Below are 17318 nucleotides of genomic sequence, written 5' to 3' on the forward strand. Positions count from 1 at the left end.
CGGGAGTCGGATTCGCCTGGTCAGTTCTCGGAGGGCCCCATGGCCTGGATGAACGCCGGGGCACCGCCCACGCAGAGGTAGCCGCGCGCGGTGGTCACCGCCACCGGGGCGCGCCGCGGCAGGTTCACGCCCAGCAGCTCCCCGTCGAAGTCCGCATCAGGCTGCAGCAGCACCCCGCAGCGGGACTTGCGCAGGGTCTTGGTCCAGTGCGCGTAGAGCCCGCGCAGCTCCGCGGCCCGCCCGGCGGCGATCACGCACAACCCCGCGGGTGGAGAGTTCAGCAGCCCGGCCAGGGCCTGGTCGGTGTCCTCGAACCGCTCGGCGTCATCGACCAGCAGCACCACCGGCCCGCGCTCCAGGCGTAGTGAGGCCAGCAGCGCGGGCAGGTCCGCGGAACCGACCGCCACCCGGTCAAGGTCCGCATCCGCCAGCGGCGAGCGGCGATCGCACACGCCCCACACCGCCACCGGGGTGCCGTCCGGGCCCGGGATGCCGCGCAGCGAGTCTGCCAGGGCCAGCAGCAGGCTGGACTTGCCGGAGCGGGCCGGGCCGGCGATGAGCACGTGCTCGCCCTCGTAGATTTCCAGGCAGCCCGGGGCCAGGTCCTCCTCGCGCAGTCCCACTGGGATCCGCCACGGCTCGGCCGCCAGTCCGGGTGCCGGCAGCTCGCCGGCCGCGACCCGGGCGGGCAGCTGGCCGATGACCGGCGCCTTGGGCCGTGCCTCCGGCCAGCGGGCGGCGGCCTCGGCGACCGCCTGTTCGAGCTCGGTGCCAGGGGTGGCCACGTGCATCTGGCGCAGCTGGGCGGCGGCTACGCAGCGCCCGGGTACGGCGGCGGGGATGTTGCTTCCGCGCACCCCGAGCGTGGAATAGTCATACGGGTCGGCCAGCCGGAAGAGCCACCTCTGTGTGGTGACCTCGTCAATGGCGGTGGGCACCGCCTTGGCGCGGGTGCTGCTAACCGCAAAATGCAGACCCAAGGCTGGGCCGTCCGCGTACGCGCGGTTCAGCGCGTCCATCAGCGCCAGCCCGTCGTAGTCGGAGAATTCATCGCGTAGGGTGGCCAGCCCGTCCAGCAGCACCAGGGTGCGCCGCCGGGCGGCCGGTTCGGCACGGCGGCGGGCCAGGTCGTTGCGCAGGTGGCGCAGGAACCGGGCCTGCTGCTCCGCGGCGCCCGCGCCGGTGCCCACGTACGCGGCGGTGTGCGGCAGTCCGGCCAGCGGGGCCAGGGTGCGCGATCCCAGGTCCAGGATGAGCAGGTCCAGCTCCCCGGGCGAATACGCGGCGGCGGCCGTCAATGCGATCGAGGCCAGGGTTGTGCTGGTGCCCGAGCCGGCGATTCCCAGCAACAGCAGGTTGCCCTCGGACAGGTCCCAACCGGCGGGCACCTGGCGCTGGAACTCCGGCTCATCGCGCAGCGCCACCTCGATGATCTGCCCGCGCACCGCGCCGACCGCGGGCAGGGAGGCGGAACGCCGCGAGGCCGGGGTGTAGCCCGCCAGCTGCACCTGATCGCCCAGCGCCCCGGGCCACACCGGCCGGGGCTCGCCCAGCCCACGTTGCGCGTGGGCCTGGCGGATCGCGGCGATCAGCAGGTCCAGGTCGCTGTCATCGCTGGTGCTCTCGGGCTCGGCTACTGGTGCCGGGGCGGGGGCGCCGAAGTGTCCGGGTTCGCTCACCCGCAGCCCGCCGCCGCTGGCGGTGCTGGCCCGCCCGGTGACAAGGGCGGTCTGCACGGCGCTGATGTCGTCCTGGCCCAGCTTGATGAAGCCGCGGCCGGTCTGCGCCCGGCCGATGGCCGCGGCGTCCGGCACGCCGATCACGTTCGAGGAGTCCTCCCGGCTCTGCACGCGCAGCGCCACCCGCAGGTTCGTGTTGGCCAGGATGTCGTCATTGACCACCCCGGCGGGGCGCTGGGTCGCCAGGATCATGTGCACGCCCAGGGTTCGGCCCACCGCCGCCACCGAGACCAGCGAGGAGAGCACCTCGGGGAAGTCCTTGGCCAGCATCGCGAATTCGTCGACCACCAACAGCAGCCGCGGCATCGGCTCGGCCGGGTTGGTGGCCAGGTAGGCGTCCAGGTTGTCGATGTCCTCCCCGGCGGCGGCGAAGATCCGCTGGCGCCGGGCCATCTCCGCCTCCAAGGCGCGCAGCGCGCGGTCGGCCAGCTGCTCGTCCAGGTTGGAGATGGTGCCGATGGTGTGCGGCAGCGCCTCACAGGCGGCGAAGGCCGCCCCGCCCTTGAAGTCAATGAGGATGAAGTTCAGCTTGGTCGCGTCGTTGCGGGCGGCGAGCCCGGCCACCAGCGAGCGCAGGAATTCACTCTTGCCCGAGCCGGTGGTGCCGCCGACCAGGCCGTGCGGCCCGTCCTTGACCAAATCCAGCATCATGGTGCCGGCCTCGGTGCTGCCGATCGGGGTGGACACCCCGCGCGCGGTGCGCCACAGCTCGCCGATCGCAGCCTCGTTGATCTGCTCCAGGCCCAGCAGTGCCGGCAGCTTGACCAGGGCGGGCAGCGCCGCACCTGGGACCACCAGTTCGGGGTCGTCGAAACGGGCCAGGTCCAGGGCGGCCCGTTCGGCGCGCTCGACCGGCAGCCCGGCGAGCACCACGTCCTCGACCTCGGACTGCTCGCCCAGCCCGTGCACGGTGCCGGCGGCGTCCGCGCCGACCCGGATCACCGTGCTGCAGGCCGCGGGCAGCTGCTGCTCGGTGGCGGCGATGACGATCCCGGAGACCTGGTGGGCGCGGCGCGTACCGCCCAGCCCGGAGTCGGCGTCCCGCCCGTGCCCCAGCAGCGCGCGGGCCGGGGCGTCGCGGCCCTCGGTGAGCACCTCCGAGTCGAGCACCAGCAGCGTGGCTCCCTCACTGCGCTGGATGCTGTCCTCGCGCAGGGCGCGCAGCAGGCGCGCGCTGCGGCGCTGGTCATCGGACAGCCAGCGTTCCCCGGTGGCCGCCCCGGCGCGCCGGGTGTGCGGCAGCCAGCCGGTCCATTCCCATGCCGGGTGCCGTCCGCGGTCGCAGAATAGGGCGATGCGCAGGTCCGCCGGCCCGGCGTGCACGGCGGCCTGCACCAGCAGGCTGCGGACCAGGGCGAGCGCCCCCTCGCGCTCGCCCACGATGCCAACGACGCCGGCGCCGGTCAGGTCCACGACCACCGGGGCCGCCGGGATGTGGCTGGCCTCGATCAGCTCGCGCACCCGCGGGTCCAGGGTGGGGGTGGCGCGCCGGTCGATCTCCGGCTGCCAGGGCACGTTTCCGGTTCCGGCGTGCAGGGCCAGGAAGTCGTGGTCGCCGGCCCGTCGCTGCCACAGAGCGGTGGTGGGCAGGGCGGGTACGCGCAGCGTGGTGGCCGGATCCGGGATGCGGGTGTGGCGCCGCTCGGCCTCGCGTACGGCCGCCCGGGCGATCTGCCCCTCGAACTCCTCAAGGGCCGTTTCGAACCGCTCCTTTTCCTCCTTCAGGTTCCTGGTGTGGCGGTGCTTCTGCTCGAACCACATGCCGATCGCCATCACCGGGCTGAGCAGGGCGAACATGGCAAAGCGCAGGTCCCCGAGCATCATCACCATGGCGCCGGCCAGCAGCAGCGGGGCCAGCACCGTGATGTAGCTGAACTTGGAGGCCGGGGCCACGTCCTTCGGTGCCGGGGCGGGCAGCGGTTCGGGGGCTGGGTCCAGGCCCGGGCGGGGCGGGCGGTTGAAGGGGGCGGTGGCCGCAGGGGTGAGGTTGTGTAGCGAGCCGGGCCGCGGTGCCAGGCGTTCGGGCAGCTGCGGGCGCAGCAGCAGGGCGGTGCCGCCGACCAGCACGGTGGCCGCCTCGGTGATCAGCTCCCCGTCTTCGGCGACCGGCGTGCCATCCAGCTGGGTGCCGTTGGTTGAGCCGTGGTCGCGGACGCGCACCCCGTCCTGCTCCAGCTGGATGCTGGCGTGGTTCCAGGAGGCGCTCTCGGAGTCCAGCACGATGTCGGCCTGCGGGGAGCGGCCCAGCAGTAACGGGCGGTGCTCGGGGATCGGCTGTACGGCCCCGGCGTGCAGACCGCCGCAGACCGTGACGCTCCAACCGGTGAGCGGTTGTGGCCGGGGGACGGGGGACAGCGAGATCGTGCTGCCCTCCAGCAGCAGCACTTCGCCCAGCGGGGTGCCGGCAGTGGCGGGGACGTCATCCACATAGAGCGTGGTGTCCGGGCCCGGTGCGGTGCCGCCGGCCCGATCGATCAGCTCACCCAGCGTCAGGGCGTCATCGCGCCCCGTCAGTTCGCGGTCCAGTCGCTGGTCGCCCAGCTGGATCAACACGCGCACCCGTGCTCCCTTCCAACAGCTTCATGCGCACTCCTGTGCGCGTAACCGGTCGTGGCAGGTGGCCTAGTTGCCGGCGGGGCCGGCAAACCAGCGCGCCGGGATCCGGGCACCGGACGGTGCCGGGCGCAGCCCCAGGTCCTGGCTGGCCAGATGCAGGACGACCGCCTGCGCCTGGTCCGCGTCGCGGCCCAGATCCAGGTCGCCTCCGGCAATGCCGTGGCCGGCCTGCAGTGACAGTTTATCCAGCTGCCCGGCCACGGCGCCCGGTTCGCCGCTCTTGGCGTGGGCCGCGGCGTGGACCAAGGCAATCACAGCGTCGTGGCTGTGGGCCTCGGCCACGGGGGCCACCTTCGCGAAGGGTTGATCCCCGGTCAGGTTCATGACCTGTGGATCTTCGGCCATGACGCGGACGGCGGCGAGGAAACCGGACATGGCCCGGCCTTCGTCCCCGGGGCGCAGTGCGGCGGCGTCCACGGCACCGGTACCGACGCTCAGCAGCCGGCTGGAGGCGCTGCCCCCGGCCTCGTGCAGGGCCGATTCGAAGCCCGGGCTGGTGGCGGCCGGGCCGAGCACCAGCGGCAGGCTGATGTTGCGCTGCTGCAGGGCGTGCACCATTGCGGCCTGCCGGGTGGCCGGTCCGGTGATGAGCACGGCGTCCACCGGTTCACCGCGCTGGGGGGCGGCCAGCTTCGAGACCTCGACGGCCAGGGTGTTCAGGTCATCGCCCGCCGCCGGTGCGCGACGCTCGGCCGGGTTGATTCCCTCGGGTGCCGGGCCGCCCAGGTCAATGAGCATCACGTGTCCGGCCTCGCCCAGCGCGGACTTCATGGCCGCGGAGACCGGCTGCGGTCCGGGAGTCAGGCTATATGCCGTATCGAAGCCGGACAGCTCGCCGCTGTAGTAGGGCAGCAATACCGGGATCTCTGCCTCCTGCGCGGCCTGCAGGGCCGCGGGCACGTGTTCGCCGGAGGTGGCCAGCACAATGCCGGCCACCTTTTGGGCGGCCAACTCGGCCACGGCGTCGCGGGCTCCCTGGGAGGTGCCCCGATCATCCCGGGTTTCCAGAATCACCGGCGAGCCGCCGGCGGCGAGGCGGTGGGCGGCCACGGCCGCGCCCTGCGCCGCATCCTTCCATTCGGAGCCCTGCGCGGAGCCCAGCGAGAGGATCACCCCGATGCTCGTGTCCCGCGGCAGCCCCTGGGCGGTCAGGGCCACCGGCACGGAGTTGCCCACCGGTTCACCGGTAGCCGTTTCGGGGCGGGAGATCACCGCGGCGATCGCGACGACCAGCACCAGGGCCAGCCCCACCACGAGTACCGGCATCAGGCGGCGCGAGCTGCGGGCGCTCACTTGCCGGCCTGGAGATGGAAGGCGTACAGGGTGCGCACCGAGGTGCCCTCTGACACCTGCAGGTGGAAGCTGGGCAGGTCACCGGCCGCTTCCAGGGCGGCCTTGAACTGGGCCTGGCGGTGCAGGATGGCCGCGATGTCCTCTGCACGCACGTTGGCGTAGCCGTCGGCATGCTCGGTGGCCAGCGCCAGCTGATAGTCGGCGGTGTCGGACATGGCGGCGCTGGTGGCCAGCGCGCCGAGCAGCCCGGATCCGTTGGATGACCGGTCGCCCAGATCCAGCAGCACCTTGCTCAGCGAGGCCGACAGCAGCCCTTCGCCGCCCTCCACGTCGCGGGTCGAGGCTGTGGTGCGCGCGGCGATCTGCTCCAGCGAGGAGGCGGTCTGCTCACCGATCGCCTTGGTCAGTGCCTCGGCCTGTTCGTTCAGCTGCGCGTGCTGCTTGTCCACGGTGGCCTTGGCGTCCGCAGCGACTTCGCCGGAGGTGCCCGACAGGCCGGTGACCGAGCGGTTGAAAGCGGTCAGCACGGCTTCGCGGCTGGTCGCGCCCTGTTCCGAGAGCACCCGAATCTGGCCGTCGATCAACTCGTTGACCTGCTGCTGGGTTTCGGTCGAGGCCTTGCCGAACGCTTCCTCGATGCCGGCTTCAAGGCGCTCCTGCTGTCCCTGCAGATCGGCGAGGGACTTGCCCAGTATCTTGCTGTCGACCAGGGAGACCTGCAGCGCGGCGCGCAGCTCGTCAATGGCGTCTTGGATGTTGCCGCTGCCATTGGTCGCCGCAGTCTCCACTGCGTCGATCTTCGAGGCGATGTCCTTCAGCTGATCCTTGGATGCGGTCAGCTGCTGGCCGAGCCCGGAATCATCATTCTCCAGGTTGCTGAGTGCGGCGACGGAGTTCCAGGCCTTGGCCTGCGCGGCCAGGCGCTCATCCATTGGCTCCTTGGGGCCGCCAGTGATTAGTGGCTTGGTAAACGCAGCCCGTTCGGCGTCCACTTCAGTCGGGCTCGGGGACTCGGCTGGTGCCGAGGTCTCGGTCGGTTCGGTGGATTCGGTCGGCTCGACCGACTCAGCCGGAGTCTCGGACGGCTCCGGGGCAGGAGTGGTCGAATCGCTCGGTGACGGGGAAGTCTCGCCGGTCGGCTCTGGCTCCGGTGTCTCGGTCGGCAGCGGCGGCAGGTCGATGACGCAGGTGTCATTCGCGGTTAGCGACGCGATCAGCTCGCGGGCAGCGGTCTCCGTCACCTGACGTCGGTTTGCCAGTTCGCAGATCTCCTCGACCAGCGTGGCGTTCTGACCGGCTATCGACTTCGAGTCCTCCGGATGGCCGACCAGTGCGGCGTTCTCGGTGGCGATGTCGTGGATTGAGCCCACGGTCTTCTCCACCGCGGCCAGGTTGTCCTCGGAAACCTTCAGCGATTCGCGCAGTGCCTTAAGCGCCACGGTCACCTCGTCGGTGTCGGCGGTGGTCTGCAGCGCGTCCAAGGCGCTCTGCATCTCAATCAGTGACCCGGCAATGGCCTCGTGGCTGGAGATGGCGTTGCCGATGATCTCCGGCTGCAGGGACTGCACCAGCTTGTCGCCTTCGAGCACCAGCTTGATCAGTTCGCCGGTCACGCTAATCGACGAGGCGCGGAAGGCACAGGTCAGCGACGGGGTGTCGCAGTTCTCGATGTCCGGATCGGCCGGGCCCACGATGCGCTGCAGGTTATCGGCCAGCTCGTCGCGGCAGCCGGCGGTGGACTCGGCATACCCCTCAAGCTGGGCGGAGATCAGCATCAGGTTCGAGTACACGCTGGAGGCCTCGCCCTTGGGGGCCACCATGGCCTGGCAGCCCTCGCCCTTCAGGGCCGGCTTGGTTATCTGCGCTGAGGTGTCGCCGAGCATGCGGTCCATGGTGCTCACGGTCTGCATCAGCTGCGCCGTGGTGGCACTGTCCGCGGCGGTGACGGTGGAGCCCAGGTCGGTTTCCAGCTGCCCCAGCTGCTGCTTCAGCCCGCTGAGCGTGCCGGCCAGTGATTCGCTGCTCTCACGCAGGTGCTGCACGGTGCTCACCCCGAGGGTGTCCGAGGTGCTTTCCAGGTTGGTGCGCAGTTCCGTGATGGTGCCGCCGGCACGAGCGAGCACCTCGTTGACGTCGGTGATCAGCTCGATGGTGCGCCGCTGCAGGGCCAGCTCGGAGGTGGCGCTCTCATTAAAGGCGGTATCCAGCACACCCTCGGCCGACAGGTCGGTGTGCATCCCCGGCTGCACCGCCAGGTCGATGCCCGGAACGGTGAAGTCCTGCACTTCGGCGACCAGGCGCAGGGTGGTGGTGGCGGGGGAGACCGGTGGGGCCAGCAGCGTGGCCCACTGGATGACGGTGTTGCCGTTGGTGGCGGCGCTGATGATGCCGTTGGTTCCGGTCTCGTCCGAGCCGGAGGCCGCGACGATGTTGTTCGGGGACAGGCCCGGGATCTCGGCCGAGGCTGCGATGGTCATGGGCGCGCCGACCAGTGCCGGTTCGGTGCGGTTCTGCCCGGCCACGTCGAAGGAGACCTCGCGTGGGGCCACCGTCAGGTTTTCCACCGACAGCTCGATCTGGACCCGCCCGGTATAGCCGGCCAGGTCCTTCAGGTCCGTGCCGCTGGCCTTGTCGGTGCGGTAGTAGGTGCTGACGCGCACCGGCAGGTCTCCGGCCACCTCGGCCGGGGCGAAGGAATTAGTGGTCGTCGAGGATTCGCCCGAGGCGTCGTCCACGGCGATCGCAGTACCGTTCACGCTGGCAATCGAGGCGTTGGACGCGAGCTCGACGTCCACCGACTGCAGCACGCGCGAGGGGTTCTCGATCGCCTGCGGCGCGTTGCTGCAGCTGGTGATGAGCCCGAGCGCGGCGACGGAGAGGAACGCGCCCACGGTACGGGCCAGCCTTCCGGTCCTGGGCGGTCGTGCATGCTGTCTGCGTGGCTGCGAGTGTGCCAATGGGTTCCCTCCGGTTGCTAACTCCCCTTGAGATAATAGGCGGTTTGCGGTGCGAACCGTTAAACGGGCGGTTCGCTCCCGGACTTGCGGTTAAGAAATCGCCGCTTGCTCATCCCGCGGGATTTCGGCGTTTTCCAGCCTTTTGGACGAAATTTTGTCCGCGTCATCGTTTGGGATTTTCTATTCATCTTGTTAGAGTTACTCATGTTCTGGGCTCCCGGACGACACGGCATTTTGCCGGGGGCCACCACGATTTGCGGAGGTTCCCATGTCACGTGTTCTTTCAACCGAGCAGGCCAAGACTTCAATCCAGCAGCTGCAGGCCATCATCAACGGCGGTTTCACCGACCAGATCAACCAGCTCGACGCCCAGGGCCGCACCCTGTCGGACCCGAACGTCTGGGACGGGCCGCTGGCCATCCAGTTCCGCAGCACCACCTGGCCGGAGACCAAAGCGGCCCTGGACAAGGCCCGCACCGAGCTGGAGCAGTTGCGCGGCCAGCTGAGCCAGATCTCGCAGAACATCTTCACCGCCGGTGGCGGCAACTAAGCAGCCAAGGGTGCATCCGGGGCCGTTCGCGGCCCCGGATTTTTTCCGGCGCGTCGCCCAGCGGTGCGCCCGCAAGGAGCAAAGCTGCCGCCGGCCGGGCCGTGCGGCTCGATAATGGAGGACACGCGTGGTCAACCTCGGAGTTTTTGACCGGGATGTGGATTTCGACTTCGGGACAGCCGAGGCGCTGATCACCGCATTCCGCAATGCAGCAAGCAAGCTCGATGGCCAGGCCGGCCCCCGCGCGGGCTTCGTGGCATCGGCCAAGGCCGACTTCGAGGGACACTTCTCCCGGCTCTTCTCCGACAACGCGCGCGTGGCCGCGGCGGACCGCCGCGAGCTGGCCGACCGGCTGCGTGAAACGGCGGACGGCGCCCGGCAGTTGAACGATCAGGCCAAGGCCGAGAACGAGCGGCGCCGGCTGGCCCGCGAATGGAAGCAGCGCAAGGACGAACGCGACGCCAACGTATTCTTGAACGCCTGGGACGCGGTCTTCGGCGAGGAGGACCCGCCGGTCGGCCCGCCCTCGGCCCCCGTCTCCGTCCAGGCCGCGGCACCGCAAACCGGCGTGCGTCAGACCCCGCCGCCGGGGTCCGGAGGCGGCGGCGGGACCGGCGTCTCCGCCGCGCGCCCGGCCGACTTGCGCAGCTTCGCCAACGGCTCGGCCGGGCTCAACTCCGAGCTTTCCGGCACCCCGCGTTCGCTGCGCTCCCACCTCGATGACTTCGCCGCCCGCTGCACCTACGGCCGGCTTTCCGCCGGGGGCGTGGTGCGCGGCTACGACCGCTGGCTGGAGGCCAACGAACAGGACGTCGCCTGGGCGCGTACCATCGCCGGCGCGTTTGCCGCCGCCGGCGGCGAGGGCCAGGTGCAGCGGCTGTCCAACGCCGCCCTGCAGGCTGCCTTGGACGCCCAGGGCATCGGCTCCAGCCGCCAGGACCTGACCATCACCCCGGCCCAGGCCTACGGTGGCCCGCCGACCACCGGCTACTCCGCCGATCCGGTGAACACCTCCACCGGCAACTTCATGGAGCCCGAGGTGGACCTGGGCTTCGCCGGCGCCGCCGCGGCCCTGTCCGCCACCCGCGCCTACAATTCCCTCGCCGACGCTCAGGGGCTGTTCGGCCCCGGCTGGTCCTCGGTGTTTGAGGTGCGCCTTGAGCTGGGCGACGAGGGGGCCGACCTGGTGCTGCCCGACGGGCGGCAGATCCACTTCCCTCGCCTGGGCGAGGGCTGGGACCGGGCCGACGGGGAGAACCTCTGGCTGTGCCGCGCCGAACGCGACGGGCACCCGGTGCTCACCGCGGCGGACAGTACCGGCACCCGCTGGATCTTCACTCCCGCCGGGACCTGGCTGGCCCACGAATCCGGGGCCGGCACCGCACTGACGGTTCGGCGCGACGAGCGACACCTGATCACGCGGCTCACCCATGAGCGCGGCCGCTGGATCGAAGCCGAGTACACCGACCCGGAGGTCGCGGCCACCCGCGTCCTTGCCCTGCGCGCCAGCGACGGACGCCGCGTGGACTTCGGCTACGACGAGGCCGGGCGGCTGTGCTCGGCCACCGGGCCCGGCGGCACGCGCCGCTACGAGTGGAACGAGGACGGGCTCATCCGCGCGGTCACCGACGCCGCCGGGGTCATCGAGGCGCGCAACACTTACGACGAGAAGCGGCGGGTCGCCACCCAGGAGTCCTGCTTCGGACGCAGCACCCGCTTTGCCTACTTGCCCGGACGACTCACCGTGGTCTCCGACGCCGACGGGACGCGCTCCAACAACTTCATCGCCGACGCCCGCGGCCGTCTAGTGGGTGTCGTGGACGGGCAGGACGCCCGACAGTCGATGAGCTACGACCGGCACGGCAACCTGGTCTCGGTCACCGAGCGCGACGGCACGCTGACCGTGCACGCCTATGACGAGCGCGGACGGCGCACCCGCACGCTGACCGGCGAGGGTGCCGAGTTCAGTTACGGCTGGGACGAGCTCGACCGGCCCACCACCGTGGTCACCGGTACCGGGGCCACCGTGGAGTACCGCTACGCGAACGACGAGGAGCGCAACCCGGCGCTGATTATCGATCCGGAGGGCGGGCGTACCGAGCTGGAATGGGCCAACGGGCTGCTGGCTCGGGTCACCGACCCCACCGGTGTCACCCTTCACTTCACCCACGACCGGTACGGCGACCTGGTGGCCGTCACCAACGCCATGGGCGACACCGCCCGGCTGCACCGCGATGAGGCCGGCCGGGTCACCGAGGCGATCAGCCCCGGTGGGGCGCGCACCTCCTACCTCTACGATGCCGCCGGCAACCTGGCCTCCCGGTTGGACGCCGACGGGGCTTTGTGGCGCTTTGAACACGCCGCCGACGGCCGGCTGACCGCCGTGATCGACCCGCTGGGGGCGCGCACCGGCCTGGAGTACGGGACACACGGGCAGCTTGAGCGCACCATTGACCCGCTGGGCCGGGCCATCAGCCGCCGCTTCGATGACCTGGGCCGGGTTGCCGCCCTGGTGCTGCCCGACGGCGCCGAATGGCACTTCGCCCACGACACCCTCTCGCGGCTGACCGCGATCACCGACCCCACCGGCAGCCGGTGGATCCGCGAATACACGGTCAACGGTGAGCTGTCGGCCCAGGTGGACCCCACCGGGGTGCGCGAGGCCTACACCGCGGACCCGGCCTCCGGGGCCCTGAACGTGGCCGACGCCTTCGAGCGCAGCACGCTGCGCAGCGACGAGTACGGCCGTCCGGTGGCCGTGGAAACCAGCGACGGCTCCAGCGAGCTGGCCAGCTACGACCGCTGCGGACGGGTGGTCGAGCTGGTCGACGGCGAGGGCGGGCTGACGCTGCTGCGCCGCGACGCGGCCGGACGGGTCACCGAGCGCATCAGCCCCACCGGGGCGGTCACCTCCTTCGACTACGACGCCGCCGGGCGCCCGGTGTCCGCCACCGACCCGGCCGGGGCGCGCACCGAGCTGCGCTACGACGCCGACTCACGCGTGATCGCCCGCGTCTTCCCGGACGGGCAGGCCGAGCGGATCCGCTACGACGCGATGGGCCGGGTCATCTCCCGCACCCTGCCCGGGCGGGGCACCTGCCGCTACCGGTACGACAAGGCCGGGCGGCTGACCGGTGCCGAGGATCCGGTCAACGGCCTGCGCCGCTTCCGCTACGACGCCGCCGGCCAGCTGATCGAGGCGGTCAACGGGCTGGGCGGGGTCACCCGCTACGGCTACGACGAGCGCGGCCGGCTCACCTCCATCACCGACCCGCTGGGCGCGGTCACCGTGCGCGAATACGATGCGGCGGACCGCGTGGTGGCCGAAACCGACCCGCTAGGGCGGCGCACTACCGCCGGGTACGACGCCGCCGGGCGGCCCACCTGGCAGCAGGACCCGGACGGGCGGCGCCTGGAGTGGAGCTACGACGCGGCCGGGCGGCTGGCCGCCACCGCCAGCGCGGGCAACACCCTGGTCCAGCTGCAGCGCGACGCGGCCAACCGTTGCGTGCGGATCACCGACGCCACGCGCGGCGACGGGCGCACAGTGCAGCACGTGCTGCGCTTCAACCGGCGCGGCCAGCTGATCGAGCGCACCCGCGACGACCAGGGCCTGGCCTGGGAATACGATGCCGACGGGCGGCGGACCGCGCACACCGACGCCACCGGCCGGCGCACCCGCTGGCAGCGCGATGCCGCCGGGCGCGTGAGCGCCGTGCAGCACCCGGTGTTCGGCACCGTCAGCTACGCCTACGACGTCTGCGGCAACCTGGTCGGCGCCGTGGCCGGGGATCTGGTCCAGTACTGGGACTACCGCGACGGCGTCCTGGCCGCGCACCGGATCGCCGGCCCGGACGGGGTGGAAACCAGCACGCTGGAACGCGACGAGGACGGGCGCATCACCGCCATCCATGACGCCGACGGCACCACCGCCTACGCCTATGATGCCGCCTGCCAGCTGGTGCGGATGAGCGGGGCGGATGGCACCGTGACCGAGTGGCGCTACGACGCCGCCGGGCGTCTGGCGCGTGAAACCGTGGACGAGCAGACCCGCGACTACGAGTACGACGCGGCCGGGCAGCTGCGCGTGCGCTCGACCGATGACACGGCGACCAGCTACGACTACGACGGCGCGGGACGGCGCACCGCCGCACACGCGCAGGACGGGACCACCCGTTACCAGTGGTCCGCCATGGGCACGCTGCGCGAGGTCGAGCGCACCGCTGCTACGGGCACCACCCGCCACGAGCTGTGGGTCGACGCGCTGGGCGAACTGGCCGAGGTCGACGGCACCGGCCTGTGGTGGAACACCGCAGAGTATGCACCGCGCGTCCTGTCGGTGGGTGGCCGCTCGGTCACCGCGATGCCCGGCGGGCTGGCCGCGGTGGACGGCACCCTGCTCTCGGCCGGCTGGCGCGGCGAACATCCCACGGCGGCGGCCAACCCCTGGGCTCTGGCAGGACAGTCGCTGCCCGGCCTGTCTGAGGGCCTTAGCCTGGCCGCCAACGGCGGCGTACAGGTTGCCGGGCTGGATTGGCTGGGCGCGCGCGCCTACGATCCGTCCACCCGCGGCTTCCTGTCCGTGGACCCGCTGGAGCCGGTGATCGGCGCCGGCTGGGCGGCCAACCCCTACTCCTATGCGGGCAATGACCCGCTGCACGCCATCGACCCGCTCGGCCTGCGCCCGGTCACCGAGGACGAGTTGACGGCATACCGCGAATCGAACAACGGCGTGCTGGCCGCGGCCGGCGACTGGATGAGCGATAACTGGGAGTACGTCGCCGGTGGCGCAATGGTCGTCGGAGGCATCGCGCTGATGGCCACCGGGGTGGGCGGGCCCGCCGGCCTGGCGCTCATCTCCGGCGGCGCTGACGTCCTCATCCAGAAGGCAACCACCGGCGATGTCAACTGGGTGCAAACCGCTGGAATGGCTGTGCTCGGCGGCGTTGGAGGAGGAGCCGCCATGCTGAGCAAAACTGCATTCTCCGCCGCGACGCCCACGGCACGCATTGTCGGTAGCGTCGGCATTAACATGGGCGTGAACTCCGGAGCCGGTGCCGCTGGTGGTGGTTTTGTCTATCTGACCAAGAACGGATTCCAGATCCGCAACGGCCGCGAATTTGCCGGCGCGATGCTCGGCGGTGGCGTGGCCGGAGCCATCGGAGGCGTAGCTGGACCCGTGGGCGGTTCGATAGCGAAACTGTCCGGTCACACGACGACTTCACTTGTCTCGCGTATGGCAACGATAGGTGTGGGGGCTAGCGGTGGCGTTTCTGGTGTGACTGTTGATAGCCTCGTTTCCGGCAAAGATATCACCGTTGCGGATCTCGGATGGGGTGCGGCGACCGGTGGAATGTTCACCCAATTGCCCGGGGGGCCGACGCAGATGAGCACGCTACGCCAGATGCCGTACTTCCAGCCAAGCACTCTTAACGGTTTGCTTACCGGAGTTAACGGAAGTAGGCTTTTGTCCTCGTCCTTTACGGGTGCGTCGGTTGGAGCAGGCGCAGATATGTCCCGATGGTTCGTCGAGTCCGGAATGGGGGAGTGAAATGGGCCCCGACGCATTAAGGAAGCCTTACTACACGAAGGGTGCTAGCCCGTTGAGCTGGGCTGTCGCCGTCATCGCCCCCATCGTCGCGATCGCGGTGTCCGCGGCTTCCGTCGGAGCGTCCGTTCTTCCGTTTTTGGTAGTCTCGTGCGTCGCTGGCATAGTTTTTGGCACCCTCGTTTTCTACTACTTGTCGCCCAACTGGGCGAAAGTCGCCCTTGCCGTGGTATTTTTTGGCGGGATGGCCGCCTTGTCCCTATCGGGAAGCCGCTGGCTGGGGGGAATGCCGGTGGGACTTTTAGGTTCGATAACTGGTGCCATCCTTGGTGCGCATTTGCGGTACTTTACGGATCACCGCCATGCCCGTCGGCCGAATAGGGGAGCTGCGACCCTGCTGGTTCAGTGGAGTAACGGGCGCAAGGAATACGAAGAACGCGAGGCGACAGCAGAAAGCCTGGAAGAGAAAATCAGCAGCTTGGACGGCAAAACTGCCACCATTGTCAGTGCCCTACGTGGTCCTGCCAGAATGGATTTCTGCGGGGATGCCCGGGGCGCCATGGTGGTCTTCTACAATCCGGACACGACGGATGAGGGCCATTGGAGTTTTCTGGCTTCACCTGGTGTCGTGGGCCCCTCGCTGGACGTCGTCATTGGTGACCTGAAGGGTTCCTATGCGAGGCGGGAAACAACCACCTTGGAACCCGCATTGGTCGCGGCCCGCCGTTTCGCGTCAGCTGGGGACGCCGATTCTTCGCTTTCGTGGAAGACCTCCCCGGACGTCCTCGACCGCCGACCACTACCCATGTGAACTCCGAGGCAACCAGCGCCAATGCGGCTGAGTGCCGCCTCATCGTTGACAGGATAGCTGTTAGGAGCGCGGACCGGGGCAAGGGGCTGATGCCGGGATGAAGGATGTGACTATGAGCAACCCAAAATTCCGGGTTCGCCGAATACACAAACCGGACTGGCATAGGTCAGCCGCGGGAGTTTACGAAGTCGAGGCAACTCCTCGAGGTGCCTCGATCCCAGCCTTTAGGCTCCGCACCCGTTATCCCGCGGATGTCATGAGTGCCAGTCGACAGCCCGGTAGCCTACTTGCCCAGACGAATCACATTGATCCTCGTTTGGCATCAAGGATTGTTGAGGAAGCAGACCGCGCGGCGGGAAAACGCGGCATTCTCTGGGCTAAGTTTGCGAAGACTGAGGAGCCGGGACCCTGGTGCGGCCTGGAGAAGAATCCTTCTGAACCGGATTGGCCCGTATCTTCAGCAGAGGAACGATTGGTTCTGATGCAGTGTCAGTGGATGGCCGAGTGGTTTAGTCGCGAATTGGGTGAGGCCACCCTCCATGAGGCATGTTCACTGCTCGGCCGTGGAACCCCAGGTCCTGCTCTTGAGCGGATCCTTTCGGCGGTTCGGGAAGCAGGAACTCCTGTTCCGCGTCGTTACGCGAACACCTTCGAGCGTCTGGCTCTAGCGTGTGGTCTGCCCGATGATGCGGCCACATCGATCTTGTCATTTGTGCCGCCGACGGATGGAGTGAACTTCTGGTCGGAGCTTTTGCCAGTACCAAGGATTAGGGTGCGTTGGGTACCAGAAGTGGACGATGAGTTGGTGGAAATCGAGTTTACGCCGATTGGATCCTCGGAACCAGAGTGGGTCGCGACGAAAAAGTTTCCGACGGGGTGGGCGCCGGGGCACAACGAAGCCAGAGAGGTCGTCAATGACCTGCTTGATCGAGACTTCGCAAAGAACCTTACGGATCTCATTGAAGACGATCAGTACGCTCCAGGGCACCGCTGGCTTTCGCTATACCGACAAGACGAATTGGATTGACAAAAACTGCGGATGGGATTTTCGTTCATAAGTCCGACGGATTACCGAGCACGTAGGGGTTGCCCGAGGTTTTTGGTGGTAGGCATTTCTGAAATATGACAGCCAAGGATGGGACCCAATTAATCCTGACGGTACGAATAAGGCATGCATCCAGAACCCGTGGGACCGAGGGGAGATCATTGAATCATGGCAGCTGAACGAGAACGCAAATCGTTCGGGCAAGTTGCGGAGCAGTTGCGTGAACTGTCTTCGTACGTGAAACACGAGCGCCTCACGGCAGCCGCCCAGACATTCAGGGCGTTCGCCAGTGAACTTGAGGCGGGTGTCCGTCCTGATCGGCTGCGGCAGATCACCCGGGAACTGCAAGGGGCGCTGCGAGCCGGTCCCATGAGCATCAGCGATCATCCGGTAACGAATTCAAGCGGGGAAGTGGATTCTCAAGCTACGGCAAGATTTGCGGTGCTGATCGGGGAGCTGCGCAGATTCGCCCGGCACAACGGCGGACGGGCCGGTCTATTCGGCTTGCTGGGTAGCCGGAAACGGTAGGTTGTACTTCATGGAGTCCTTCGCGTTGAATTGAATGCCAATCCGCGATCACACAAGCGATATTGCTTGCTCACGGTACCCACCGATGTGTACGCAGAATCCGGCTACGTGAAAATTACGACCAAGTGGATGCCGAATAGGATTAGCGGTCCCGAAGTTCCGTGGCAGCCAAGTTGAAGCGGCTGACGGAACTGGGAGGGTGCTGAGTGACGTTCGGTCGTCAGCTTGTCG

General features: G+C 69.0%; 8 protein-coding genes. 5 read left to right on the forward strand and 3 right to left on the reverse strand.

Annotation, left to right across the window (positions count from 1 at the left end; genetic code table 11):
* Window positions 1–20: 20 nt before the first annotated feature.
* The 3 genes from RF641_RS12080 to RF641_RS12090 all read right to left on the reverse strand — a co-directional run bounded on the left by RF641_RS12080 (window position 21) and on the right by RF641_RS12090 (window position 8539).
* Window positions 21–4298 (reverse strand): FtsK/SpoIIIE domain-containing protein, encoded by a 4278-nt coding sequence (locus RF641_RS12080; protein WP_424573274.1) that lies wholly within the window; start codon window positions 4296–4298, stop codon window positions 21–23.
* Window positions 4299–4361: 63 nt separating this feature from the next.
* A complete protein-coding gene (locus RF641_RS12085) occupies window positions 4362–5648 on the reverse strand; it encodes a hypothetical protein (RefSeq protein WP_424573275.1) in 1287 nt (428 codons plus the stop codon).
* Window positions 5645–8539, reverse strand: coding sequence for a hypothetical protein (locus RF641_RS12090; protein WP_424573276.1), 2895 nt, complete (start codon window positions 8537–8539; stop codon window positions 5645–5647). The genes RF641_RS12085 and RF641_RS12090 overlap by 4 nt, the downstream gene beginning before the upstream one ends.
* Window positions 8540–8873: 334 nt before the next feature.
* Here RF641_RS12090 and RF641_RS12095 point away from each other — a divergent pair, with 334 nt between their 5' ends.
* The 5 genes from RF641_RS12095 to RF641_RS12115 all read left to right on the forward strand — a co-directional run bounded on the left by RF641_RS12095 (window position 8874) and on the right by RF641_RS12115 (window position 17087).
* Window positions 8874–9155 (forward strand): hypothetical protein, encoded by a 282-nt coding sequence (locus tag RF641_RS12095; RefSeq protein ID WP_047118162.1) that lies wholly within the window; start codon window positions 8874–8876, stop codon window positions 9153–9155.
* 127 nt (window positions 9156–9282) lie between these two features.
* Window positions 9283–14706 carry a DUF6531 domain-containing protein gene (locus RF641_RS12100; RefSeq protein ID WP_424573277.1) on the forward strand — a complete coding sequence of 1808 codons (5424 nt, stop codon included), beginning with the start codon at window positions 9283–9285 and terminating at the stop codon, window positions 14704–14706.
* Between the two features lies 1 nt (window position 14707).
* Window positions 14708–15514: a hypothetical protein gene (locus RF641_RS12105; RefSeq protein WP_424573278.1), complete on the forward strand. Its 807-nt coding sequence runs from the start codon at window positions 14708–14710 to the stop codon at window positions 15512–15514.
* A gap of 112 nt (window positions 15515–15626) precedes the next feature.
* Window positions 15627–16541, forward strand: a complete 915-nt coding sequence (locus RF641_RS12110) for a hypothetical protein (protein ID WP_424573279.1) — start codon at window positions 15627–15629, stop codon at window positions 16539–16541.
* A gap of 186 nt (window positions 16542–16727) precedes the next feature.
* Window positions 16728–17087: a hypothetical protein gene (locus tag RF641_RS12115; RefSeq protein ID WP_161449986.1), complete on the forward strand. Its 360-nt coding sequence runs from the start codon at window positions 16728–16730 to the stop codon at window positions 17085–17087.
* Window positions 17088–17318: the final 231 nt, after the last annotated feature.

The organism is Arthrobacter sp. 'calajunan' (assembly GCF_046940185.1).
GTDB lineage: Bacteria > Actinomycetota > Actinomycetes > Actinomycetales > Micrococcaceae > Glutamicibacter > Glutamicibacter soli.